This window comes from Flavobacterium sp. ACN2 (assembly GCF_002303885.1).
GTDB lineage: Bacteria > Bacteroidota > Bacteroidia > Flavobacteriales > Flavobacteriaceae > Flavobacterium.
The window spans coordinates 365,025-387,972 of the sequence record NZ_MRCM01000002.1; the positions used below are offsets into that span (position 1 = coordinate 365,025).

A 22,948-nucleotide genomic window follows, 5' to 3' on the forward strand; every position below is an offset into this window, starting at 1 on the left:
AAATGAAAAAATTTTTACTCTCCTTACTTATCGTCTTCTCCTTTCAATTGTCTTTTGCACAAAATTCTAATGAGAAGTTATCGATTACTTTAAAAGATGAAACTTTAGAAAACACTATAAAACGTATTGAATCATCGACATCTTATAAATTTTATTTTGATTCGGCTTGGTTAAATTCTAACAAAACACTTATTTCTGGCACTTTTAATAATGTTAGTATTGATGAATTTATGTCTGCTGTTTTAAATAAAACAGACTTAAATTATGTTGTTATCAAGAACAAAGTAATCTTGACGCTTAACAGCACAATATACAGTACTTTACCATCTAATTATTTCCCTGACGAACCACTTCAAACAAACAGCCAAGGAAATGATCAAAATGACAATCCTGTTTTTTATCAGCAATATGACTCAACTAGTAGCTATAGTGTAAGCAAAAAGAGTTCTATTGTATTTATAGGTAAAGAGAATAAGGACACAACAAAGAAAACATTTACAGTTACTGGAACCGTTAAAAATGAAGAAAACGGAAAACCAGAAGCCAATATTTATATTAAGGTAAAAAATAAAAACATAAGCACATCTAGTGATCTTGATGGAAATTATACTTTACAATTACCAAGAGGAATTAACATAGTAGAAATAAAATCGCTTAGTCACAAAGAGGTTACAAAAACTTTAGTGGTATACGATGATGGCCAATTTGATATAGAACTTAACGAAAAATCGAATCAATTGGACGAAGTCGTGATTAAAAAGAAAGGCCAAAGAGCGACAGAAACAGTTGTATCTGGTTTGGTTTCTATTGATATTGAAAACATAAAAAATGTTCCTCTTATTCTTGGAGAAAGAGATATTTTTAAAGTTGCTACTACTTTTCCAGGTATAAAAACTACTGGTGAAGGATCTTCAGGGTTTAACGTTCGTGGAGGAAAAGAAGATCAGAACTTAATTCTTTTAGATAATGCAGTGGTGTATAATCCGCAGCACTTTTTAGGTTTCTTCTCTGCCGTTAACCCTTACACAACAAAAAAAGCAGACATTTACAAAGGAAGCATTCCTGCCGATTTTGGAGGAAGACTATCGTCTGTATTTGATATTGCAACAAAAAATGGAAACAAAGAGAAAATTTCTGGAGAAGGTGCTATAGGACCAATTACTTCGAACCTTACATTAAGTGTGCCTCTTGAAAAAAATAAATCAAGCATAATTTTTGGAGGTCGTGCAACATATTCTGATTGGATTTTAAAACAATTGGATGACGAAAGACTTAAAAATAGTGAAGCTGGATTTTATGATGGAATTTTAAAATACCAAAACAACATCAACAGTAAAAATGCAATTGAAGCAATGGCATACTACAGTCATGACCGTTTCAGATTGAGTTCAGATTCATTATACAAATACAGCAACAGATTATTTTCTGCAAAATGGGATCATACTTTTAATGACAAAAACAAAGGAGCTCTTATTTTAACGAATAGCGAATATAAATTCAACATAGATTATCATTCTGACAATATTAATTCTTTCGATTTCGGATATAAAATAAACGAGACTCAATTGCAATTAAAGATGAATTATAAGTTGAATGAAAAACACAATTTTTCTTATGGTTTAGCTAGTAAATTATATAATATTTCGCCAGGCTACCAGCATCCAACAAACCCTAATTCAACTTTAGTTCCGACTGATATTAATAAGGAAAAAGGATTAGAATCTGCAATTTATCTGGCAGACAATTATAAAGTAAGCGACAAATTATTGATTGATCTTGGTTTAAGATATTCTTTATACGCATCATTAGGGCCTGCTGATGTCAATACTTATGAAAGTGGAAAACCGATCAGTGACGCTACAATTATCGATACTAAGCACTACAACAATAATGAAGTTGTAACAACTTATGGAGGTCTAGAACCAAGAATAGCGGCACGTTATTTCTTTACAGAAGATTTTTCTATCAAAGCGGGTTATGATGTGACGAGACAATACATTCATCTTTTGTCTAGCAACACCACACAATCTCCTACTGACACTTGGAAATTATCTGATGCTAACGTAAAACCACAAAGTGCACAACAAGCATCTTTAGGATTGTTTAAAAACTTTGGAGATGATGAATACGAAGTTAGCTTAGAGGGTTACTACAAGAAATCTAAAAATATTTTAGACTATAAAGTAGGTGCGCAATTATTGCTAAACGAAAATGTAGAAACAGAACTTTTACAAGGTGAAGGAAAAGCTTATGGTGTAGAATTTTTAATTAAAAAACAAGTTGGTAAATTAAATGGATGGTTAGGATACTCTTATTCAAGATCATTGATTAAATTAGATGGTGAGTTTAATGAAGAAATTGTAAACAATGGTAAATTCTTCGCTTCTAATTTTGATAAGCCACATGATTTAAGCGCTGTTTTAAATTACAAATTCACAAAACGTTATAGTCTGTCAACAAACTTTATATACCAAACGGGAAGGCCAATTACCTACCCTATTGGGACTTATAATCTTGGAGGCGCAGAATACACATTATATAGCGACAGAAATGAATTTAGAATACCAGATTACATTCGTTTAGACATCGGTATCAACATTGAAGGGAATCATAAAATTAAAAAATTAGCGCATAGTTTCTGGAATATTTCTATTTACAATGTATTAGGAAGAAATAATCCGTACTCGATATTTTTTGTAACAGATCCAAACGGAAAATTAAAGGGATACAAAACATCAATCTTCTCTATTCCGGTTCCAAGTATAACTTATAATTTTAAATTTTAATCTTCCGTAAAGCAGAATTTAAAAATCATGAAAACATTATTAAAAAATAAAATAACAGTATTACTACTAATGAGTACTATATTCATTAGCTGTACTGAAACCTATAACCTTAAGACTGATTCTTACGAAGAGGCACTTGTTGTAGAAGCAACTATAACAAATGAATTAAAAAATCAGGAAATTAAACTGACGAAGACTGCTCGTTTGGAAGAAGAAGGTGTACAAGTAGAAACAGGTGCGAATGTTGTAGTTACCGACAACAAAGGAAACAGCTATCATTTTACTGAAAATTCAGAAAAATATATTTCTGACGCCGAGTTTAAAGCAGAACCTAACACAGAATATTCTTTAGAAATCACCACAAAAGGCGGTAAGAAATACCAATCTTCAACTGAAGTTTTGACAACTGAAAATCAGATTGAAAACCTAGTCCCTAAAGTGGTTTCAACCCAAGAAGGAGAAGGCGTGCAAATAAGTGTTGAAAGCTACGACCCAACAAATACTTCAAAATATTACAGATACGAATATGAAGAAACCTATAAAATAATCGCACCAAAATGGGGTGATAAAAAATTAATTGCTACTGGTCCAAAAGAGATTGAGCTTATCCAAAGCCCATTAGACATTCAAATTTGTTATGGCTCAAAAAAATCTGTCGATATTATTCAAACATCAACAACAAATCTACAAGAAGATCGTGTTAATTTTCCTGTACGATTTATAAGTGACCAAAGTTATATTATCAGTCACAGATATAGTATTCTAGTTCGCCAATATGTACAAAGTATTGAGGCATTTACTTTTTACAAAACGTTAAAAGAAATCTCAAGCAGCTCTAGTGTATTATCGCCTAAACAGCCTGGTTTTGTAAATGGTAATATTAAATGTGTTACTGATACTGAAAGCAAAGTAATAGGCTTTTTTGACGTGTCTTCCGTTTCATCAAAAAGAATGTTTTTTAATTATGCTGATTTATATCCAGGAAGACCTTTACCTCCGTATTATGTGCCATGTATTGAAGCTGATTACAGATTCTGTTTCGGATTTGGTGACCCTCCTTGCCTTGGGCCACAATTAATAACAGAACTTAACAGCTATAGACTTTGGTACAGCTATAATACCAACGATTATTATACTATGGTACCTATAGAATGCGGAGACTGCACAACATTTTCATCTAACGTAAAACCTTCATTTTGGACAGAATAAAGCACCTATTATTATTGTTTGTTTTAATTAGCACACAATTAGGAAACGCACAGCAAAATATTGTTGTAGACGAAACTATTTACCTTCATGCCAATGCATCGACATTTGTATCGGGTGAGACATTATTGTATAAAATTTACTGCTTAAAATCGTCTGACAAAACTATAAGCCATATTAGTAAAATTGCTTATGTAGAATTGGTAGACAGCGATAAAAAAAGCGTTTTTAAAGCCAAAATCAAGCTAGAAAATGCGTTAGGACAAGGAGATTATTTTATTCCGACTACTCTTAAAACAGGAAGTTACAAACTAGTTGCTTACACCAATTGGATGTTAAACAAACCTGCTTCAGAATTTTTTCAAATGGATATTAATATCGTTAATCCTTATAAAACAAATGAAAAAACTCCAAACAGCAATGTTTTAACAGGCACTTCAAATACTTTAGAGAGTTCAGTAAACGCGACAGATTTAAACCTTAGATTAAACAAAAAAGTTTTCTCTAGCCGCGAACATGTCGATTTAAAACTAGAATCTTCAAATGATAATATTAAAGAAGGAAGTTACTCTTTATCTGTTAGAAAATTAGACAACATTCCTACTCAAAATTCAATTTCAGCAACTAATTTTGCCACTATACCATCAAATACTGTTGTGCTAGATGCTACTTCAAAAGCAGTTCTTCCAGAATTAAGAGGAGAAATGATCTCTGGTAAAGTGGTTTCTAAAAGCGGAACAGATAAGATTCAAGATGTTACGGTTTCTTTTTCTTTGCCAGGAAAATCTTTTGTTTTTCAGGTAGTAAAGACAAATTCAGAAGGACGCTTTATTTTTAGTATTGATAAAGAGAATTACAATCCAAACATCATTATTCAAGTAATTGATGAACGTGCTGATAATTATTCTATTGCATTGGACGAACTTCCAAGTATAAACACAACACAATTAGCATTTTCGCCAAATAACAATTTATCATACACGTTTAAGGAAAGTCTTTTGGACAGAGCGGTTTCAAGTCAAATTGAGAATGCTTATATCCATAGAAAAAAGGACAACTTAGAAAAGCAAACTACTCAAGATCCATTCTATGCCACTAAAGCAAAAGAATATGTTTTGGATGATTATACAAGATTTAAAACGTTACGAGAAACAATAACAGAGGTTACAACAGAAGTATATCATAAAGAAAATAACGGAGTCATGCATTTGCATGTAACAGATCCATCTGTTTTCCCTCAATTGCCAGATCCTGCATTAGTATTAGTTGACGGATTGCAATTGCAAAACCAAAATGATTTATTAAAATACAACATGAAAAATATCTATAGAATCGACCTTATTGTCGGCAGATATTATGTTGGACCAAAATCATTTAACGGATTAGTAAGTTTTATAACTTTTGATAAGGATTTCGCAAGCACACAAAGCGGTTCTTCGATTCTAAAAACTACAATTTTGAGACCACAGCTTAAAAAAATCTACAACAATGTAGATTATACAAACTTGGCTGATAATGCAAGAATTCCTGATTTTAGAAATCAATTGCTTTGGAATCCTGATGTAAAATTAAACAAGGATTCTCAAACCTCATTCTACACTTCTGATGTTGCCGGAAATTATGAAATAAGATTGGAAGGTTTTGCAAAAAACGGAACTCCAGTTTCTATTAAAGAATTAATTGAAGTAAAAGATACAGCGACAAATTAAAAAAATTACAACTGCTAATAAAAGCCCATGTTTCAAAAACTTAGAAACATGGGCTTTTTATTTTTTCATAGTTACGCAACCTTTTCATTGTTTTTATACTATAGATTATAAAAGGCTAACTAAGATGAAAAAAGCAACACTTTTTATTTCGGCAATTCTGCTTGTTTTTTTATTTTCATGCAATAATGAAGCTGCAGAAACAAAAAATACAATCCCAATAGATGATAGCGCATACTATGATCAAGATCCGGATTGCAAAGATATAACGTCTGGAACCTGCTGCGATGTAGATGGCAGGATATGGGTAGAAACAGAAACTTCATATAAATATACCTATGACTATAAAGCATTTAATGCACCATCTGACGATTATGAAATTGAATGGACTGTTATAAGTGGCTCAATAATTTTACTGAAAGGACAAGGCACAAAAGAAGCCACTTTTTACTTTAATAAAGATTTTACTAAGGGAGAAATTTCAGCATATAACAAGAAATCTTTAGAATGTCAAAGCACTATATTAATTTCAAAATTATAGTTTTTAAAATTTGAATTTAGATCAGCTCATAAAAGATTGCATTAGGCAAAACAGAAAAGCACAAGAAGAATTATACCAATTGTATAAAAACACTCTTTTTGTGCTTAGTCTGAAATATTGCCCTAATGAAGCAGAAGCCGAAGATAATCTGCATGATTCTTTTATTGAAATCTTTACCAATATAAAAAACTATAAAGGAAACGGAAGTTTTGAAGGCTGGATTAAAAGAATTACGGTCAATAAAGCCATAATGCGATACAAGCAATCGTACCTGCTCACTGCAATTAAAGACGATTTCTCTCAAGACGACACCGTAAATGAAAGCGAAATAGATTTTTCTCTTGACACCATTTTATCTTTTGTTCAAGAACTCCCTCATCAATACCGATTGGTTTTTAGCTTATACGAGCTCGATGATTATACGCATAAAGAAATTGCTATAATGCTATCGATCTCTGAAAGCACATCAAAATCAAATTTGCATCGAGCAAAACAGATTCTGAAATTAAAAATCAAATCAAAAAATACATTTTATTATTCAAAACAAAAAAATGGAGAATAAAACTGAAATAGGAAAAGCAATCAAAAACAAATTGGACAATTTAGACAAAAGTCCGAGTGATTTTGTATGGTCTAAAATTGAAAAAGATTTAAATAATAAAAGACGTAAAAGAATTTTGTTTTGGCTAATTCCTAGCATTCTTACGTTTACAATTTTATCAAGCTTGCTGTATCTTAATTCAGATTTTCAGAAAGAAAATATAGACCCAAAAACTCCGTCACAAAAAAATGCTTCTAATTCGACTAGCTCTAAAAACCAAACTTTGCCAGTTAACCTGCAAAAAAAAGGATCGGATGAAGTTACTACTGTTAAAAAAACCAAGACCGTAAAACTCGTAAAACAGTCAACGAAATTTGTTACATCGACTAATGAATACGAAGAATATGAAGTGGTAAAAAAGTATAAAGTCATTATTAAAAAAGAACAAATCACGTCTAAACCAATAAAAACTACTGCAAAAGATCGCAATACAATTAATGCTAAAAAACCAATTGTAGCTTATAAAAAAGGTAATTCTAAAAATGGTATTGCACAAAAAACAGCAAAATCTAGTTTCACAAATCCGAAGAAAACTCAAAAAAAGGAAATCAATAAAATTTCAAAAAATACTATTGCAGGAAACAAAACTCCAAAAAACGCAATTTCAGAAAAGGCAATTTCAGGAAAAGATACTATAACTGATAATAATTTCAAAAAAGACCTCCCAACTTCAATAGTAATAACTGAACCCAAAATGGATAGTGTTGCCAAAAAAGACAGCACAGATTTAAAGAAAAAGACAACTCCAAAACGAGAGTATAAAGAACGTAAGTACACGCCTCAAACAACAGAGATTGAACCTGAATTTACAGTTGCTGCTTTTTATGGCCCTGCACTTTTTGGCTCTTTAAACAGTAAATCCATGATTAGTCCTAGAATGAATGATTTGTCTAAAAGTCATCCTATTACCTCACATTATGGCGTTTATGTAAAAACGATGTACGACAAAATTGGTTTCAGAGCAGGATTTTCTAAGATAAATCTAAAAACATCAACGCGATTAAATCAGGATTTAATTCCAGATTACACCAATATAAATTTAAAAACAGAAATAAACGTAAAAGAAACATTTGGCGATTCTAATCAAGTAGATTTAGTACAGAATCTCTCTTATTATGAACTGCCTTTAGAATTTAATTACGCAATAAAAAAAGACGAAAGCAAAATTGGAATAGAAGCTTTTACAGGCTTTAGTTTTTTAATATTGGATAAAAACAAACTGTATTTAAAATCAGAAAATGTGTCTCAGCAAAATATAGGAGAAGCAAAAAATATTTCAGGCGTAAATTTCTCTTATAATTTAGGCCTCGGATTAAATTATAAATTGACCGAACGTATTGCATTGGACATAAACCCTTTATTCAAATATTACTTAAGCACTTTCAATAAAAAAGAAGAGGCTAAACCATATAGTATTTCGCTTCAAACTGGTGTTAGTTATAAATTTTAAAAAATATTTTTAAAATATTGTAACTTTTTTGATACTCCTTACGTATAACCATTTGTACACTTTAAAAATAGGGAGACAACAACATGAGACAACTTAAAATCACCAAGCAGGTAACTAATCGTGAAACTGCATCGTTAGATAAATATCTACAAGAAATTGGAAAAGTTGACCTAATTACCGCTGATGAAGAGGTAGAATTAGCACAAAGAATAAAGGCTGGTGATCAAAGAGCTTTAGAAAAACTAACAAAAGCCAACCTACGTTTCGTAGTATCTGTGGCTAAACAATATCAAAATCAAGGATTAACTCTTCCGGATTTAATTAATGAAGGAAACTTAGGTTTAATTAAAGCGGCTCAACGTTTTGATGAAACTCGTGGTTTTAAATTCATTTCTTACGCTGTATGGTGGATTCGTCAATCGATTCTTCAAGCTCTAGCTGAACAATCTCGTATTGTACGTTTACCATTAAATAAAATTGGTTCTATCAATAAAATCAACAAAATGTACGCGTTATTAGAGCAATCTAACGAGCGTCCGCCTTCTGCTGAAGAAATTGCAAAAGAATTAGACATGACTGTAAACGACGTAAAAGAGTCTATGAAAAACTCTGGACGTCACCTTTCTATGGATGCTCCTCTTGTTGAAGGAGAAGATTCTAACCTTTATGACGTATTGCGTTCTGGTGAATCTCCAAATCCAGATAGAGAATTAATTCACGAATCTCTTCGTACTGAGATCGAACGTTCTTTAGAAACATTAACTCCAAGAGAGGCAGATGTTGTACGTTTGTATTTCGGACTTGGCGACCAACACCCAATGACTCTTGAAGAAATTGGTGAAACTTTCGACCTAACTCGTGAGCGTGTTCGTCAGATTAAAGAAAAAGCAATCCGTCGATTGAAACACACTTCTAGAAGTAAAATCCTTAAAACTTATTTAGGATAAACAATATTAAATTTCAATATTTAAAATCCCAAATTCCAATCTAATTGGGATTTGGAATTTACAACTTGGAATTTTACCCCAAACAACAGTTTGATTGACTGTTCGTTTTTTGATTGATGATTGAAACTCCGGCTGATTACCGGAGTTTTTTATTTTTTTAGTATTTAGCTAAAATGTTAGTAACGCAGAGTACACAAAGTTTTTACGCAAAGTTCGCTAAGATTTTATTTAAGTATCAGTCGAAAGACAAAGGTCACAAAGCTTTGTGGACTTTGGTTTCTCAAATAATTTCAAACAGAAACTTTGTGAACTCTGCGAAAAATCTTTGCGCTCTTTGCGTTTAAATCATTAACTACAGCATAAAAAAACTTAGCGCACCTTGCGTAATTCTTTGCGCTCTTTGCCGTTAAAAAAAAATTATCTTTGTAAAAAAAACAACACACTACAATGAAAAATACACTTATTGCTCCTTCAGTTCTTGCTGCCGATTTTGGTAATTTACAGCGTGATGCAGAAATGCTTAACAACAGTCAGGCAGATTGGTTCCATATCGATATTATGGACGGCGTTTTTGTTCCAAACATCTCATTTGGTATGCCAGTTCTAGAAGCAATTACAAAACATGCAAAAAAATATATCGATGTACATTTAATGATTGTTGACCCAGATCGATACATTAAAACCTTTGCCGATTTAGGAGCAAACGGATTAACTGTACACTACGAAGCATGCACGCACTTGCACAGAACACTGCAAGCCATTAAAGCAGAAGGAATGAAAGCGGGAGTAGCAATGAATCCTCACACTAATGTTGATCTCTTAGAAGACGTTATAAACGATATTGATGTTGTTTGCATCATGAGTGTTAACCCAGGATTTGGAGGGCAATCATTCATCGAAAACACTTACGATAAAGTAAAGAAACTAAAAGCCTTAATTACACGCAAAAACGCTTCAACACTAATCGAAATTGACGGCGGTGTAACCAGCAAAAATGCCAAACAATTGGTAGAAGCTGGTGCAGATATTTTAGTTGCCGGAAGCTTTGTTTTTAAAGCCGAAAACCCAACAGAAACAATTGCAGAGTTAAAAGCTCTTACTGCTTTTTAAACTTTCAAAAACAAAAAAGAAAAGACCAAAACAATTTTTGGCCTTTTCTTTTTTATTACCTCAAACCTACTTAGGAGTAATCCAATAAGGGTTTGCTTTAAGTTTTTCTACAACGTATTGGATCACTTTCTGAGCCTTCAAACTATTTCCAGTTTCATCTAATGGCGGCGAAATAACCGCAATTCCAAATTTACCAGGACAAACCGCCAATATTCCTCCTCCAACACCACTCTTTGCTGGAAGCCCCGAGTTAAACAGCCAAATTCCAGAATTATCATAGAGACCTGCAGTTGCCATTACAGGCAAAGTATACATGACAGTAGTCTGACTAACGACTTTATTCTTCGTAATAGGATTAACACCTCCATTTGCCAATGTGGCCGCCATTGTGGCAAGATCCTTTACATTTACATTCAATGCACATTGTTTCGTATAAAGATCTGTTGCTTGTACTGGATCAAAATATATTCTATTATAAGCCAATAACAAATGCGCAATAGCTTGATTTCGTAAATTATCTCCAGCCTCACTTCTATAAACAGGACGATTTATAGAAAGCGGTCTTCCGGCAAAGTCACTCTGAATTTTCTGGATTTCTTTCCACTTAGCTATAGAATCAACACCTCGAATAAGACTCGTGGTTGCAATAGCCCCTGGATTTACAAGAGGATTAATTTTATCCCCTTTATGCATTTCTACTGCAACAATAGAATTAAATGGTAATCCAGTCGCATTTACCCCTACTTTGTCTTCCAAAAATTGTGGTCCTTCTTGCTCAATTACTTTTGCCATAGTAAATATTTTCGATATACTTTGAATTGAAACCATAGACGTTATATCACCTTTTGTATATACGGCTCCCTCTGCGGTAACAAGTGCAATACCAAAAATATTGGGATCAACATTGGCAAGCTCTTGAATATAGTCGGCATTTTTTCCTTCTTTTAAATCTTTAAATTTATTAAAGGCTTCATTAAGTGTATTTTCTATATTTTGTTTATTCAGTAGTATTTGGCTATAGCCTTGGTTTACGATAAAAACAATCATTAAACCAACAAAAATCATTTGCTTATTCATTCTAAAAAATGCATTCTTATTTATATTCTGTATTACTTTATGACTAAATAGTATTTTTAAAAATCCTTACTACTTTTAAGGTTTTTAAGATTTGGGAAGAAATCAATTCCAGTCATTTTTTCTAAAGTTTCAATCGGAACAACAAAATCATAAATAGATTTGTCGCTTTTTTCGTTTGGAACCAAGAAAGCAATTGCTTTGTGTTCTTTACCTGTTTTAGCCAAAACGATTTTATAAAAATATTTAGGAACAGCGACTTTTTCTGTTCCTATTTTTTTATCCGATTCTTTCGCAATTCCGCCAGTTACGACATAAATATCATTATATTTTCCTGCCCAATAACGTGTCTTCTGCTCTATTCTATTCCAAATTCCAGCATTAAATTCCTTTTTCTGAGGTGAAATATTCGATGTGTAAAAAGTATCATTATAGGCATCTTTACTAAATTCCATATCTCCAGCAGGGCAAAGATGTCCTTTATCATAACCTGAATTTTTATAATTTCTCCAATCAGCAGAGCCGGTCGTTACATTTGGATCTTCAATAAAATAAGGTCTTTTAAAATCATTATTTTTTAAATATTCTTTTTTCAATTCGTACGCCACCCATTCTGCCTGTTCAAACTTTTCATTATACGACAAAGTATAGTATTGATGTTTTACAATCTGCTTTGTCGTCGACGTTGGCAAATAAGCAACCGTATAGACCGAATCTGTGTTAGAAGAATTTCCTGCAAAAGAAACCGCTTCCTCATTATTTACTTTTTCAGTAATTTCTGCATTCTCCTTTTTACAAGAAAACAAGGCAAACCCCATTAAAATCAAACTCAGGCCAACTTTCATAATTTTATTTTTTTTGAGGTTAAACTTACAAAAAAAAACGCTCCATAAATTTAAAATTCATAGAGCGTTTTTAAACAAATTAAATTCTTCTCGAACTTAAGACTTCACTAGTTTGTCCTTTTTCATTTTAGGATTAACTGTAGCTTTTACCAAACTTTTTGATTGTAAATCATCTAATACGTTTAACGCCTCTTCTACATAAACATCTTTAGATAAAGCTTGGTGCCATGCATCTCTTTTTTCTTTTAAAGAAGCATCAGCTTTCATTTCATCTTCTTCATACGGTAATGATTTAAAAATCAAATCGTTTTTGTAATCAGAAATTGGTTTATATTTTTTTCCTTCGTTTTCAACTTGTTCTTGAGTTTCTTTAAAACTCTTAATATTCAAGCTATATACGTTTTCTTTGTTCTTAACATCGATCCATTTCGCATTGTCATCAATTAACTTAAATTGAGCATTTTGAGCAATTCTGTTTTTACTGTTCATAATTGCTTTATTGAAATTCTCATTAGAAGTCCAAGTGCTGTAATCGGCTGGATCAATTTTATCCCAAGGCATTGCATTATCAATGTCTCTCTCTCCCATTTTTAAGTAAGCATAACGATCTGGCATTACCACATCACTATGAACACCTTCTAATTGAGTAGAACCACCGTTAATTCTATAAAACTTCTGTCCTGTAATTTTCAATGCTCCAAGATCTCCATAGTTTGCATTACGCACAAACTGATTTAAATCTAATACGTTTTGCACAGTTCCTTTACCATAAGTTTGTTTACTTCCGATAATCACACCACGTTTATAATCCTGAATTGCAGCCGCCAAGATCTCAGAAGCCGAAGCAGAAAAGCTGTTTACCATGATAACTAATGGACCATCCCACTCGATTTTTTTATCTTTATCATATAAAACTTCTTTCTTTTTACCAGCAGATTTTACCTGAACGATTGGTCCTTCTTCGATAAATAAACCAGCAATATCAACCACTGTAGAAAGAGATCCTCCACCATCATCACGAACGTCTAAAACAATACCGTTGATGTTTTCTTTTTTCAATCTCTCTACTTCACGAGCAATATCTTTTCCTGCATCACGTCCGTCTTTGTTTTCAAAATCGATATAAAATTTAGGAAGATAGATCACTCCATATTTTAAACCATCTTTCTCCACAATACTAGACTTAGCGTATGTTTCTTCAATTTCAACAACATCACGAATAATAGAAATCACTTTAATAGAACCATCAACTTTCTTAACAGTTAACTTTACTTCAGTTCCTTTGTGACCTTTAATTTTCTTTACAACATCATCCAAACGCATTCCAACAACATCTACAGGCTCTTCGTTTCCTTGAGCCACTTTCAAGATTAAATCTCCTGCTTCTAATTGTTTTCCTTTCCAAGCTGGACCTCCAGAAATTAACTCATCAATTTGAGTAAAATCATTTTTCTTAGTCAAACGAGCTCCAATACCTTCCAATTTACCGCTGATGTTTACATCAAAACGATCTTTTTCTTCTGGTGCAAAATAGCTTGTATGCGGATCAAAACGAGCCATGATCGAGTTCAAATAAACAGAAAACCAGTAGTCTCTATTCAAATCTTTAATCACGCTAAAATTATCATCTAGAGATTTTAATGAACTTTCACGAGTTTCTTTCTCTAAAGTTTCAAAAGATTTCTCTTTGTAAGCTGGATCTTTTTTCTTCTTTTCATCTTCAATTTTTTGTTTTGTAACCAAAGAAGAAAGAGTCGATAATTTAATCTGTTTTCTCCATCTTTCATTTATCTCCGTTAAGTTTTTTGCATACGGGATTTTCTCATAATCCGCATCAAAAGTCTCATCTACATTATAATTAAATGGCTGAGCTAAAATCGTTTTATAACGTTTTTTACTTTCCTCCATACGCTTCATTAACCTTGTATAAGTAAGATTGAAAAACGTAATATCTTTATTCAAAAATTGATCATCCAGCATTAATTCATACTGTTTGAATTCGTCAATATCAGACTGAAGGAAAAATCTTTTTGAAGGGTCTAAAGCATCAATATAATCCTTGAAAATACCTTTAGAAAATTCATCATTTATTTCTGCTGGGCTGTAATGTCCTTTTTCAATAACAAATGCTAATAATTCTAAAAGTGTCTTGTCTTTGTTTGGATCTGGGTCGATTGTCCTATCGGCATTCATCTTAAATGCAAATAATGTAAGCGATAAGCACAATACGGCTATGAGTATCTTATAATTTCTTTTCATAAACTTTATAATAGCATTCATCAATTTTTTTATCTAAGTTACGTTAAAAACTATGCCACGAGAGCTAACGCTTCGATAATTTTTTGTTAAAGATATAAAAATGTTTAATTCGCAAAAAAGTTCTTTACCTTAGTTGACAAATTTTACAGTATTTGTGACTTCTCGCAAATAATTGTGATTAATTTTGCTCTTAAAATCTTACAATTGTTAAAACTACACATAATATTTATTAAATGAAAGCCGAGAAACCACTTATATTAGTAACCAACGACGATGGTATTTTGGCTCCTGGAATTAGAGCCCTTATTAGTGTCATGGAAACAATAGGCGATGTCATTGTCGTTGCGCCAGACAAACCGCAAAGCGCAATGGGTCACGCAATCACCGTCAATAATACTTTATTTATTGATAAAATCTCCAAAGACAATGACACAATTGCAGAGTACAGCTGCTCTGGAACGCCTGTCGATTGTGTAAAACTGGCAGTAAACGAAATCTTAAAACGCAAACCCGATTTGTGCGTTTCGGGAATAAATCACGGATCGAATTCTTCTATTAATGTCATATATTCCGGAACCATGAGCGCCGCGGTTGAAGCTGGAATAGAAAGTATTCAAGCAATAGGATTTTCTCTTTTAGATTTTGATTGGAATGCTGATTTTGAACCAATAAAGTCTTTTGTAAAAAAAATCACTTTAGAAACCCTAGCCAATAAACTTCCGCCAGGAGTAGTTTTAAATGTCAATTTTCCAAAACTAAAGGAGTCTGAAATTAAAGGAATTAAAGTTTGCCGTCAAGCGAAAGCCTACTACGCGCAAAAATTTGATAAAAGACAAACTCCTTTTGGAAAAGATTATTACTGGCTTGCCGGAAAATTTGTAAACGAAGATAAAGGCGAAGACACTGACGAATGGGCTTTGGAAAACGGATATGTTTCTGTAGTTCCGGTACAATTTGACTTGACCGCTCATCACTCTATTCAGCAACTTAATACTTGGAAATTAAATGACTAAAGAAATACTGATCGGATTTTTAATCGGAATTTTCACAGCTCTTTTAGGAAGTTATCTATTCATCACTTTTTTTACCACATTTGATATTTCGCAAGGATTTCAAATGATTCGAGAATACGGATATCTCGGAAAAATAATTACTATAGGAACACTTTTAGACCTTGCTGTTTTTGGTATTCTGTTAAAAAGAAATAAAGAATTTATGGCGCGTGGCGTAATTCTAGCCGTGATTGTACTGGCAATTTCTACATTAGTTATTTAAATCTTATCTTTGCTAAGTTCCTTTTAATGGTTACAACTTTAGCACATTTACAAAAAAACCAACATGAAGTATTACATAATTGCAGGAGAAGCCTCTGGAGATTTACATGGTTCAAATTTAATGAAGGCCTTATATACCGAAGATCCAGAAGCAGAAATTAGATTTTGGGGTGGAGACTTAATGCAAAAAGCAGGCGGAACTCTAGTAAAACACTATCGCGACCTAGCTTTTATGGGCTTTATTGAAGTGGTTTTCAATTTAAAAACCATTTTAAACAATATTAAAATCTGTAAAAAAGACATCTCGGAGTTCAAACCAGATGTGATTATTTTTATTGATTATCCTGGTTTTAATATGCGAATTGCAAAATGGGCAAAAGAATTAGGTTATAAAACACATTACTATATTTCTCCTCAAATTTGGGCTTGGAAAGAAAATCGAATTAAAGCCATCAAACAAGACATTGATAAGATGTATGTTATTTTGCCATTCGAGAAAAGTTTCTACGAAGACAAACATCATTTTCCTGTAGATTTTGTTGGACATCCGCTTATTGATGCCATTCAGAATCAGCCCGCTTTTGATGAAGCTTTCTTTAGAAAAGAAAATAATTTAGGCGAAAAGCCCATTATTGCCGTTCTACCAGGAAGCCGTAAACAGGAAATTACCAAAATGCTGAGTGTGATGCTGAGCGTTGTAGATGATTTTCAGGATTATGAATTTGTTATTGCAGGCGCTCCAAGTCAGGAATATGAATTTTATCAGCAATTCCTGAAAAATAAAAACATTGCCTTTGTTTCGAACAAAACATATGATTTGCTTCGTTCTTCGACAGCTGCTCTTGTAACTTCTGGAACTGCAACTCTTGAAACTGCACTTTTTAAAGTTCCCGAGGTCGTTTGCTATAAAGGAAGCGAAGTTTCGTACCAAATTGCAAAACGCATTATTACATTAAAGTATATTTCTCTTGTCAATTTAATTATGGATCAAGAAGTTGTAACCGAGTTGATTCAAGCAGATTGTAATAAAAAACGAATCAAAGAAGAACTTCAAAAATTATTAGAGCCTGGCCATCGCAATAAAGTGCTGCAAAATTACGATATATTAGAACAAAAATTAGGTGGAGTTGGCGCGAGTAAAAACACAGCAAAACTCATTGTTGCCGATTTAAAACAAAATAATTAATTGATTTGAAACGAATTGTAATTTTTCTGCTTTTAGCAATTGCTGTTACTTCTTGTAAATCCACTTCGACAGCGGTATCAAAAAACAGCACAAAAAGCGAATCGAAAAAAGAAAACAGAGCTTTGGTTAATAATTTAATTGAAAAAGCTACTGATAATATTGGCGTTCGCTATAAAGCAGGTGGAACTACAAAAAGCGGTTTTGATTGTTCTGGATTAGTTTACACCACTTTTGAAAGTGAAAATATCCAACTTCCGAGAAGTTCTTTTGATCAAGCAAAAATTGGAAAAGTTGTCCCATTAAATGACGCCAAAAAGGGAGATTTAATTTTCTTTAAAACCAACAAAAGCAGACAAATCAATCACGTCGGACTAATTACAGAGGTCAATTCTGATGAAATAAAATTTGTCCACTCATCTACCTCAAAAGGTGTAATTATTTCCTCTACCAAAGAACCTTATTACAAAAACTCCTTTGAGCAGGTAAATAGGATTCTTCAATAAAAAGATATTTTTTTATTATTTTTCTTACAAATATTTAATACTTTTAAGCCATGAAAGTATTAGATTTTCCGTTAATAAAAATTACAATCGCTTTTATAATAGGTGTCATCACAGCTTATTATTTACACTTATCTATTGCGGCAATTCATTATTTGCTACTAATTTGTCTTTTCTTATTTGTCAGTACCTATTTATGGAATTTAAAAAACAATAAGAAAACAATTCTTTTTGGGATTTCAGTTTACTTGCTCTCTTTTTTCTTAGGTTCTTTTACTCTTATTAGCCATACCGAAAGTCTTCAAAAGAACAATTACACGCATTGCAAAGCAGCATTTGAAACAAAACAATCTCTTACTTTAATCTTGAGAGAAAAATTAAAAAGCAATGATTTCAGTGATCGTTACATTGGGCATATCAAAACCATTTCAGGAAAAGTTTATTCTGGAAAAATAATTGTAAACGTTCAAAAAGATAGTAACCGCAATGCTCTAATTATAGGAAACAACATTAAAATTCAAACGCTTTTACAGCGAAATAAACCCAGTAAAAATCCAAATCAATTTGATTACAGTAGATATTTGGCAGACAAACAAATTTATGCTCAGATTTATTGTTCTAAAAAAGAAATTTTGGTGAACAAAAACATTCAAAAAGACATTTGGTATTATTGTGCCAAATTACATTCGCGAATAATTTTTAATCTTGAAAAGTCAAAATTCAACAAATCTGAAATGAATGTTGCTCTGGCGCTCATTTTAGGTCAGCAGCAGGACATTTCACAAGACATTATCCAAGATTATCAATACTCTGGCGCTACACACGTTTTATCGGTTTCTGGGCTTCATGTAGGCTTTATAATGATTTTTATAACCTTTATACTCAAACCAATTCCAAACACAAAAAAAGGTTCATTTTTTAAACTGGCTTGCATTCTAATTTCCTTAGCTGGTTTTGCTATTATTTCTGGCTTATCGCCTTCCGTTTTACGATCTGTAGTCATGTTCTCCTTTCTTGCAATTGGAAATCATTTGCGCCGAACTGGCAACATCTACCATACTTTACTCGTTTCAATTTTACTAATATTACTTTTTGAGCCTTATTTCTTATTTGATGTTGGCTTTCAATTAAGTTACATCGCACTTTTTTTCATTCTTTGGCTACAGCCTGTTTTAAAAAACATTTATAAACCAAAAAACAAAATAACAATTTACATTTGGGAAGCTTTAACGGTTTCATTCGCTGCTCAAATTGGCACATTGCCTTTATGCCTTTATTATTTCCATCAATTTCCAGGGTTATTTTTTGTCACAAACATTATTATACTCCCTATTTTATCCTTTATCATGATTGCTGGAATTGTGGTTATGATTATCTCCATTTTCACCAGTCCGCCCTTATTCATCACCATGATTTTTGAGAAAAGCATCTATCTGCTAAATCTTACAATTCATGCTGTTGCTTCTATAGATTCGTTTGTTATCAGAGACATCAGCTTTAATTTGTTTCATTTATGGGCATTTTCTTTATTTATAATCAGCACCATTATCTGGATTAAAAAACCAAGTTTCAGCAAATTGCTATATGCATTGATTTCGATTATTGCGATCCAGCTTGCCTTTATTTTAACCAAAATAGAAACAGAAAAAGAAGAAGAATTGATTGTTTATAACGAAAGAAACAATACACTCATTTCCGAGCGTTCAGGAAGAAATCTTGTATTTTTTACTAGAGATACTGTTATTGAAAACAACAGAAACATCAATTCGTATCTCGTAGGGAATTCAATTGCGCTGTCTAGAATCACAGAGATCAAAAATGTGCTTTATTTTAAAGACACCAAAATTCTAATTATTGACAGCACTAAAACTTTACCAGAAAAAGTAAATCCAGATATCTTAATTCTTACTCAGACCTCAAAAATAAATCTGGATCGATTGCTAGAAAATATTCGTCCTAAAATTGTTATTGCTGATGGATCGAACTCTAATTCGATTCAGAAAAATTGGAAAAATAGTTGTCTTAAAAAAAATATCCCTTTTCATTCAACAAAAGAAAAGGGATATTATAGATTGTAATTTTATTCTGGATTTAAAATCAAATCCGATTCAGAAATCCATGATTTAACGCCAGAAGCTTTATAGCCAATAAGTCCTAGTTTATTAAAATTGGTTTTTCCTTTTCTACTGGTAACTTCAGAAAAACACACTTGCGGAACCTCTTCTATACCAAAAGCATTTTTCAATCGCAAATTTTGCTCTTTACTAGCATCAGAAATAGATGGATCAGAGAGATCAAGTTTGACCAAAATAACATTTTTACGCGACCATTCTTCAAAATCACGAGTGGCAAAAATTTCATTTTGCAATTGAGGACTCACGTTTTGACTAGTAAAAAAAATCAGCAAAGGCTTTCTCTTTTCCGCACTTACAGTTACGGCATCATTAATGTCTGTTTTCCATATTATATTTTGAGAATTCATATAAAATGGACTTAAAAAAAATAGTAGGATAAGTAATTTTTTCGGCATATAATTTTGGTTTGGGTTATGTTAATAAAACTAAAATAGTATAAAAATATAATCCAATAAAGAATTTAAGAGATTAAAAACCAAGTTCTAAGCATTAAAATCAAATTGACAATAAATTGCCTGTTTTTTAATAAATGTGAAATAAACACTAATAAAAACAATCAAATATTGATTGATCTTTTTTTAGAATAAAAAAAATCCCCTCCTGTAAAACAGAAAGGGGACTAAAAAAAATTAAAATAAAAGTCGAATGAAATCGTTTACTATTCTGATGGATGTAAAATTGCATTTGATTCTGCAATCCAAGCTTTCGCTCCTCCAGGTTTATAGGCTATTTTTCCTAAAGCACTAAATGTAGTTTTGTTTTTTCTTACCGATGCCATTGCAAAGCATACTTCTGGAAGATCTTGAACTCCAAATGCATTTTTTAATTTTACATTCTGTTCACGATCACTATCTGAAGCATTCATATCAGACAAATCTAATTTTACTAAGACCACATTGTCACGTGACCATACAGCAAAATCGGGCGTTTTAAAGATTTCATTTTGAAGATTTTCTGGTACACCTGAGGCAGTGAATAAAATCAGCATTGGTTTTTTCTGGTCATTACTTATAGCAATAGCATCTGTCATGTTTGTTCTCCATGCTAAGTTTTGTGCTTGGGCCATAAATGAACCTAAAAAAAATAGTAGGATAAGTAATTTTTTAGTCATATAAATTGGTTTTGGTTAGATTAGCAAGACGAAATTAACATTATATTTTAGTTATCCAAATTTTATTAGCACAAAAAATACATTATATGTTTTTTTAAACGTGATAAAATAAATAATACTCAATTTGCCTATATTTTGTAAAGAATTTTTCCTACTAAACAAAAAAAAGGTCCCTTACAGTGTAAGAGACCTTTTGATATTTTTTTATTCTAAATTTATAATTTCTTCGGATGCACTATACCTTCTGCAACATTTAACCAAGCAGATGGCCCACCAGCAACATATCCTGTTTTACCAAGACCTTTAAAATTAACTCTTCCGTCTTTTGTTTCTGCACTTGTAAAGAAAACAGTTGGAAACCCTTGAATACCGAAAGCTTGCTGCAATTCATTGTTTTGACTTTTAAGCTCTGGCGTTTGTGCAACAGCTCTAGGATAATCTAATTCTACTAGAACTACATTATCAGTCGCCCACTTTTTAAATTCGGCAGTTTTTAAAACTTCATTTTGCAAACGAATACACCAACCACACCAATCACTGCCTGTAAAAAACATTAGCATAGGCTTTTGTTCTTTGTTACTTATAGTAATGGCTTCTCTAACATCTGTATACCATTTTAATTCTTGTGCCTGAATATTTGCGGCTCCAATTAAAAACAAAGCGATGAGTAGTATTTTTTTCATAACGAGGAATTTTATGCAAATTTATGCAAAAAGTTATTACAATATAATTATTTAACTTCCTGCATTAATCTCTTGATTAGCGGGGTAGCCACAATTAAAACAACTCCGGCAATTAAAGAATACAATGCTAATTGATAATATCCGTCTGTATAGGCAATAAGTTTAGACATTAATGTAGTTCCAGTGTTGGCATCAGATATTTCGGCTCCCAATTTCCCAGCAGCAAACTGACCAAATGCACTAGACAAGAACCACAATCCCATCATCATTCCAAACAATCGTTTAGGAGATAATTTGGTAATTACCGACATTCCGATTGGACCAATACACAACTCTCCAAGCGTATAAACAAGATATCCTAAAGCAAAAACATCCAGAGAACTTAATCCATCTGCATCTACAAAAAATCTAGCAGAGTAAAAGATAAAGAAACCTGCCGCAAGAAGAATAAATGACAAACCAAACTTAATAACAGTATTCGGTTCAATTTTTCGCTTAGCCATTAATATCCATAATAACCCAACTAATGGGCTAAAAATAACAACATACAATGAATTGATACTGTTATTTACCACATTTGGATCAATATGAAAAAACAACAACTTGTTCGATAAATTGTCTTTTGCAAACAAAGACAATGAACCTCCAGATTGCTCCGAGATGGCCATAAACATAAAGTATCCAAAAATGAATACAAATGCAGCTAAAAGTTTTCTCTGCTGTTTTCCATCTTTTAACATTATCAATTCATATGCAAAATATCCTAATGCCACTACTCCCATAGTATACATAAAGTACTCTGTAAAATCAGAATTGATAACCATTATATAAACTAGTGGAATTACAACAAAAGAACCTACATAAACTGCAGTTTCATAAAGATTACGTTTTTTAGGTGCATGGTTTTCTAATGGAGAATTTCCAATTGGCGCAAGATGCTTTTTCGTTAAAAGAAAAGTAATAACTCCAATTATCATCACAATTGCCGCAGAAAGAAAACAAAGACTCCAAGAATAGTTTTTTCCTAAATAAATAGGAATTGCACCACCAAGCATTCCTCCAATATTAATTCCTGCATAAAACAATCCGTAACCAGCATCTCGACGGCCGTCACTTTCATGATACAACTCTCCTACCATTGAAGATACGTTTGGTTTAAAAAAACCAGTTCCGATAATAGAAAGTGTTATTCCGTAGTAAAAGAAATCATGCGGAGAAGCTGCAATAAGCAAGTTCCCAAGAATCATGACAATTCCTCCAAAAAGAAGCGATTTCTTAAAACCTAGTATTTTATCGGCAAAGATTCCACCGATAAAAGTAAATGCATATACAAAAGCCTGAATTGCTCCATATTGCAAATTTGCTTTTCCTTCTACTAGACCTAATTGGTCTACCATAAAAAAAGCTAAAACCCCTCTCATTCCGTAGAAACAAAAACGCTCCCACATTTCAACCAAAAACAAGTACCACAATTGTTTTGGGTACTTGCCTTTAAAATTTTGAATTTCTTCTAAAGTAATATTGTTTTCCATTT

The 22,948-nt window shown here is 32.3% G+C and carries 20 protein-coding genes; 13 read left to right on the plus strand and 7 right to left on the minus strand.

Annotated elements, in window-relative coordinates; translation table 11 throughout:
* Positions 1-2 precede the first annotated feature (2 nt).
* From BSF41_RS03465 to rpe, 8 genes are all read left to right on the plus strand, one after another.
* On the plus strand, positions 3-2,786 hold the full coding sequence (locus BSF41_RS03465; protein WP_095928117.1) for a TonB-dependent receptor: 2,784 nt from the start codon (positions 3-5) through the stop codon (positions 2,784-2,786).
* Positions 2,787-2,813: 27 nt separating this feature from the next.
* On the plus strand, positions 2,814-3,995 hold the full coding sequence (locus BSF41_RS03470) for a DUF4249 domain-containing protein (RefSeq protein ID WP_095928118.1): 1,182 nt from the start codon (positions 2,814-2,816) through the stop codon (positions 3,993-3,995).
* The gene (locus BSF41_RS03475; protein WP_095928119.1) at positions 3,983-5,701 is read left to right on the plus strand and encodes a hypothetical protein; all 1,719 of its coding nucleotides are present in this window, start codon (positions 3,983-3,985) and stop codon (positions 5,699-5,701) included. The genes BSF41_RS03470 and BSF41_RS03475 overlap by 13 nt, the downstream gene beginning before the upstream one ends.
* A gap of 124 nt (positions 5,702-5,825) precedes the next feature.
* The gene (locus BSF41_RS03480; RefSeq protein ID WP_095928120.1) at positions 5,826-6,239 is read left to right on the plus strand and encodes a hypothetical protein; all 414 of its coding nucleotides are present in this window, start codon (positions 5,826-5,828) and stop codon (positions 6,237-6,239) included.
* A gap of 10 nt (positions 6,240-6,249) precedes the next feature.
* Positions 6,250-6,801, plus strand: coding sequence for an RNA polymerase sigma factor (locus BSF41_RS03485; RefSeq protein WP_095928121.1), 552 nt, complete (start codon positions 6,250-6,252; stop codon positions 6,799-6,801).
* Entirely contained in the window at positions 6,791-8,290 is a 1,500-nt protein-coding gene (locus BSF41_RS03490) for a PorT family protein (RefSeq protein WP_095928122.1), read from the plus strand. Before BSF41_RS03485 ends, BSF41_RS03490 begins: the two co-directional genes overlap by 11 nt.
* 83 nt (positions 8,291-8,373) lie before the next feature.
* Positions 8,374-9,237: an RNA polymerase sigma factor RpoD/SigA gene (locus tag BSF41_RS03495; protein WP_007804760.1), complete on the plus strand. Its 864-nt coding sequence runs from the start codon at positions 8,374-8,376 to the stop codon at positions 9,235-9,237.
* Positions 9,238-9,684: 447 nt separating this feature from the next.
* Positions 9,685-10,347: a ribulose-phosphate 3-epimerase gene (gene rpe / locus BSF41_RS03500; RefSeq protein ID WP_095928123.1), complete on the plus strand. Its 663-nt coding sequence runs from the start codon at positions 9,685-9,687 to the stop codon at positions 10,345-10,347.
* 66 nt (positions 10,348-10,413) lie between these two features.
* Here the strand turns inward: rpe and glsA are convergent, their stop codons facing one another.
* The 3 genes from glsA to BSF41_RS03515 all read right to left on the minus strand — a co-directional run bounded on the left by glsA (position 10,414) and on the right by BSF41_RS03515 (position 14,546).
* Positions 10,414-11,424, minus strand: coding sequence for a glutaminase A (gene glsA / locus BSF41_RS03505; protein ID WP_095928124.1), 1,011 nt, complete (start codon positions 11,422-11,424; stop codon positions 10,414-10,416).
* A gap of 56 nt (positions 11,425-11,480) precedes the next feature.
* A complete protein-coding gene (locus BSF41_RS03510) occupies positions 11,481-12,266 on the minus strand; it encodes a DNA/RNA non-specific endonuclease (protein ID WP_253251754.1) in 786 nt (261 codons plus the stop codon).
* Between the two features lie 96 nt (positions 12,267-12,362).
* Positions 12,363-14,546 (minus strand): carboxy terminal-processing peptidase, encoded by a 2,184-nt coding sequence (locus BSF41_RS03515; protein ID WP_095928125.1) that lies wholly within the window; start codon positions 14,544-14,546, stop codon positions 12,363-12,365.
* Positions 14,547-14,758: 212 nt separating this feature from the next.
* Between BSF41_RS03515 and surE the strand changes: the two genes are divergently transcribed.
* The 5 genes from surE (at position 14,759) to BSF41_RS03540 (ending at position 19,563) form a co-directional block, all read left to right on the plus strand.
* Positions 14,759-15,538, plus strand: a complete 780-nt coding sequence (gene surE / locus BSF41_RS03520) for a 5'/3'-nucleotidase SurE (RefSeq protein ID WP_095928126.1) — start codon at positions 14,759-14,761, stop codon at positions 15,536-15,538.
* Positions 15,531-15,800, plus strand: a complete 270-nt coding sequence (locus BSF41_RS03525; RefSeq protein WP_095928127.1) for a hypothetical protein — start codon at positions 15,531-15,533, stop codon at positions 15,798-15,800. Before surE ends, BSF41_RS03525 begins: the two co-directional genes overlap by 8 nt.
* Positions 15,801-15,863: 63 nt before the next feature.
* Entirely contained in the window at positions 15,864-16,985 is a 1,122-nt protein-coding gene (gene lpxB / locus BSF41_RS03530) for a lipid-A-disaccharide synthase (RefSeq protein ID WP_095928128.1), read from the plus strand.
* 5 nt (positions 16,986-16,990) lie between these two features.
* Complete coding sequence (locus BSF41_RS03535) at positions 16,991-17,488, plus strand: C40 family peptidase (RefSeq protein ID WP_095928129.1); 498 nt, start codon at positions 16,991-16,993, stop codon at positions 17,486-17,488.
* 50 nt (positions 17,489-17,538) lie between these two features.
* Positions 17,539-19,563, plus strand: a complete 2,025-nt coding sequence (locus tag BSF41_RS03540; RefSeq protein ID WP_095928130.1) for a ComEC/Rec2 family competence protein — start codon at positions 17,539-17,541, stop codon at positions 19,561-19,563.
* 2 nt (positions 19,564-19,565) lie between these two features.
* On the opposite strand, the gene BSF41_RS03545 is transcribed toward BSF41_RS03540, so the two are convergent.
* The 4 genes from BSF41_RS03545 to BSF41_RS03560 form a co-directional block, all read right to left on the minus strand.
* On the minus strand, positions 19,566-20,015 hold the full coding sequence (locus tag BSF41_RS03545) for a thioredoxin family protein (protein ID WP_172426842.1): 450 nt from the start codon (positions 20,013-20,015) through the stop codon (positions 19,566-19,568).
* Between the two features lie 263 nt (positions 20,016-20,278).
* Positions 20,279-20,731, minus strand: a complete 453-nt coding sequence (locus tag BSF41_RS03550; RefSeq protein WP_095928132.1) for a hypothetical protein — start codon at positions 20,729-20,731, stop codon at positions 20,279-20,281.
* 215 nt (positions 20,732-20,946) lie between these two features.
* Positions 20,947-21,414 carry a thioredoxin family protein gene (locus BSF41_RS03555; protein ID WP_095928133.1) on the minus strand — a complete coding sequence of 156 codons (468 nt, stop codon included), beginning with the start codon at positions 21,412-21,414 and terminating at the stop codon, positions 20,947-20,949.
* 47 nt (positions 21,415-21,461) lie between these two features.
* The gene (locus tag BSF41_RS03560) at positions 21,462-22,946 is read right to left on the minus strand and encodes a peptide MFS transporter (RefSeq protein WP_095928134.1); all 1,485 of its coding nucleotides are present in this window, start codon (positions 22,944-22,946) and stop codon (positions 21,462-21,464) included.
* Between the last annotated feature and the right edge of the window lie 2 nt (positions 22,947-22,948).

What these genes read in the sequence shown, in the direction of transcription:
- BSF41_RS03465 (WP_095928117.1), top strand. Translation starts at nt 3, where the DNA reads ATGAAAAAATTTTTACTCTCCTTACTTATCGTCTTCTCCTTTCAATTG.
- BSF41_RS03470 (WP_095928118.1), top strand. Translation starts at nt 2,814, where the DNA reads ATGAAAACATTATTAAAAAATAAAATAACAGTATTACTACTAATGAGT.
- BSF41_RS03480 (WP_095928120.1), top strand. Translation starts at nt 5,826, where the DNA reads ATGAAAAAAGCAACACTTTTTATTTCGGCAATTCTGCTTGTTTTTTTA.
- BSF41_RS03490 (WP_095928122.1), top strand. Translation starts at nt 6,791, where the DNA reads ATGGAGAATAAAACTGAAATAGGAAAAGCAATCAAAAACAAATTGGAC.
- BSF41_RS03495 (WP_007804760.1), top strand. Translation starts at nt 8,374, where the DNA reads ATGAGACAACTTAAAATCACCAAGCAGGTAACTAATCGTGAAACTGCA.
- rpe (WP_095928123.1), top strand. Translation starts at nt 9,685, where the DNA reads ATGAAAAATACACTTATTGCTCCTTCAGTTCTTGCTGCCGATTTTGGT.
- glsA (WP_095928124.1), bottom strand. Translation starts at nt 11,424, where the DNA reads ATGAATAAGCAAATGATTTTTGTTGGTTTAATGATTGTTTTTATCGTA.
- BSF41_RS03510 (WP_253251754.1), bottom strand. Translation starts at nt 12,266, where the DNA reads ATGAAAGTTGGCCTGAGTTTGATTTTAATGGGGTTTGCCTTGTTTTCT.
- BSF41_RS03515 (WP_095928125.1), bottom strand. Translation starts at nt 14,546, where the DNA reads ATGAATGCTATTATAAAGTTTATGAAAAGAAATTATAAGATACTCATA.
- surE (WP_095928126.1), top strand. Translation starts at nt 14,759, where the DNA reads ATGAAAGCCGAGAAACCACTTATATTAGTAACCAACGACGATGGTATT.
- BSF41_RS03525 (WP_095928127.1), top strand. Translation starts at nt 15,531, where the DNA reads ATGACTAAAGAAATACTGATCGGATTTTTAATCGGAATTTTCACAGCT.
- lpxB (WP_095928128.1), top strand. Translation starts at nt 15,864, where the DNA reads ATGAAGTATTACATAATTGCAGGAGAAGCCTCTGGAGATTTACATGGT.
- BSF41_RS03540 (WP_095928130.1), top strand. Translation starts at nt 17,539, where the DNA reads ATGAAAGTATTAGATTTTCCGTTAATAAAAATTACAATCGCTTTTATA.
- BSF41_RS03545 (WP_172426842.1), bottom strand. Translation starts at nt 20,015, where the DNA reads ATGCCGAAAAAATTACTTATCCTACTATTTTTTTTAAGTCCATTTTAT.
- BSF41_RS03550 (WP_095928132.1), bottom strand. Translation starts at nt 20,731, where the DNA reads ATGACTAAAAAATTACTTATCCTACTATTTTTTTTAGGTTCATTTATG.
- BSF41_RS03555 (WP_095928133.1), bottom strand. Translation starts at nt 21,414, where the DNA reads ATGAAAAAAATACTACTCATCGCTTTGTTTTTAATTGGAGCCGCAAAT.
- BSF41_RS03560 (WP_095928134.1), bottom strand. Translation starts at nt 22,946, where the DNA reads ATGGAAAACAATATTACTTTAGAAGAAATTCAAAATTTTAAAGGCAAG.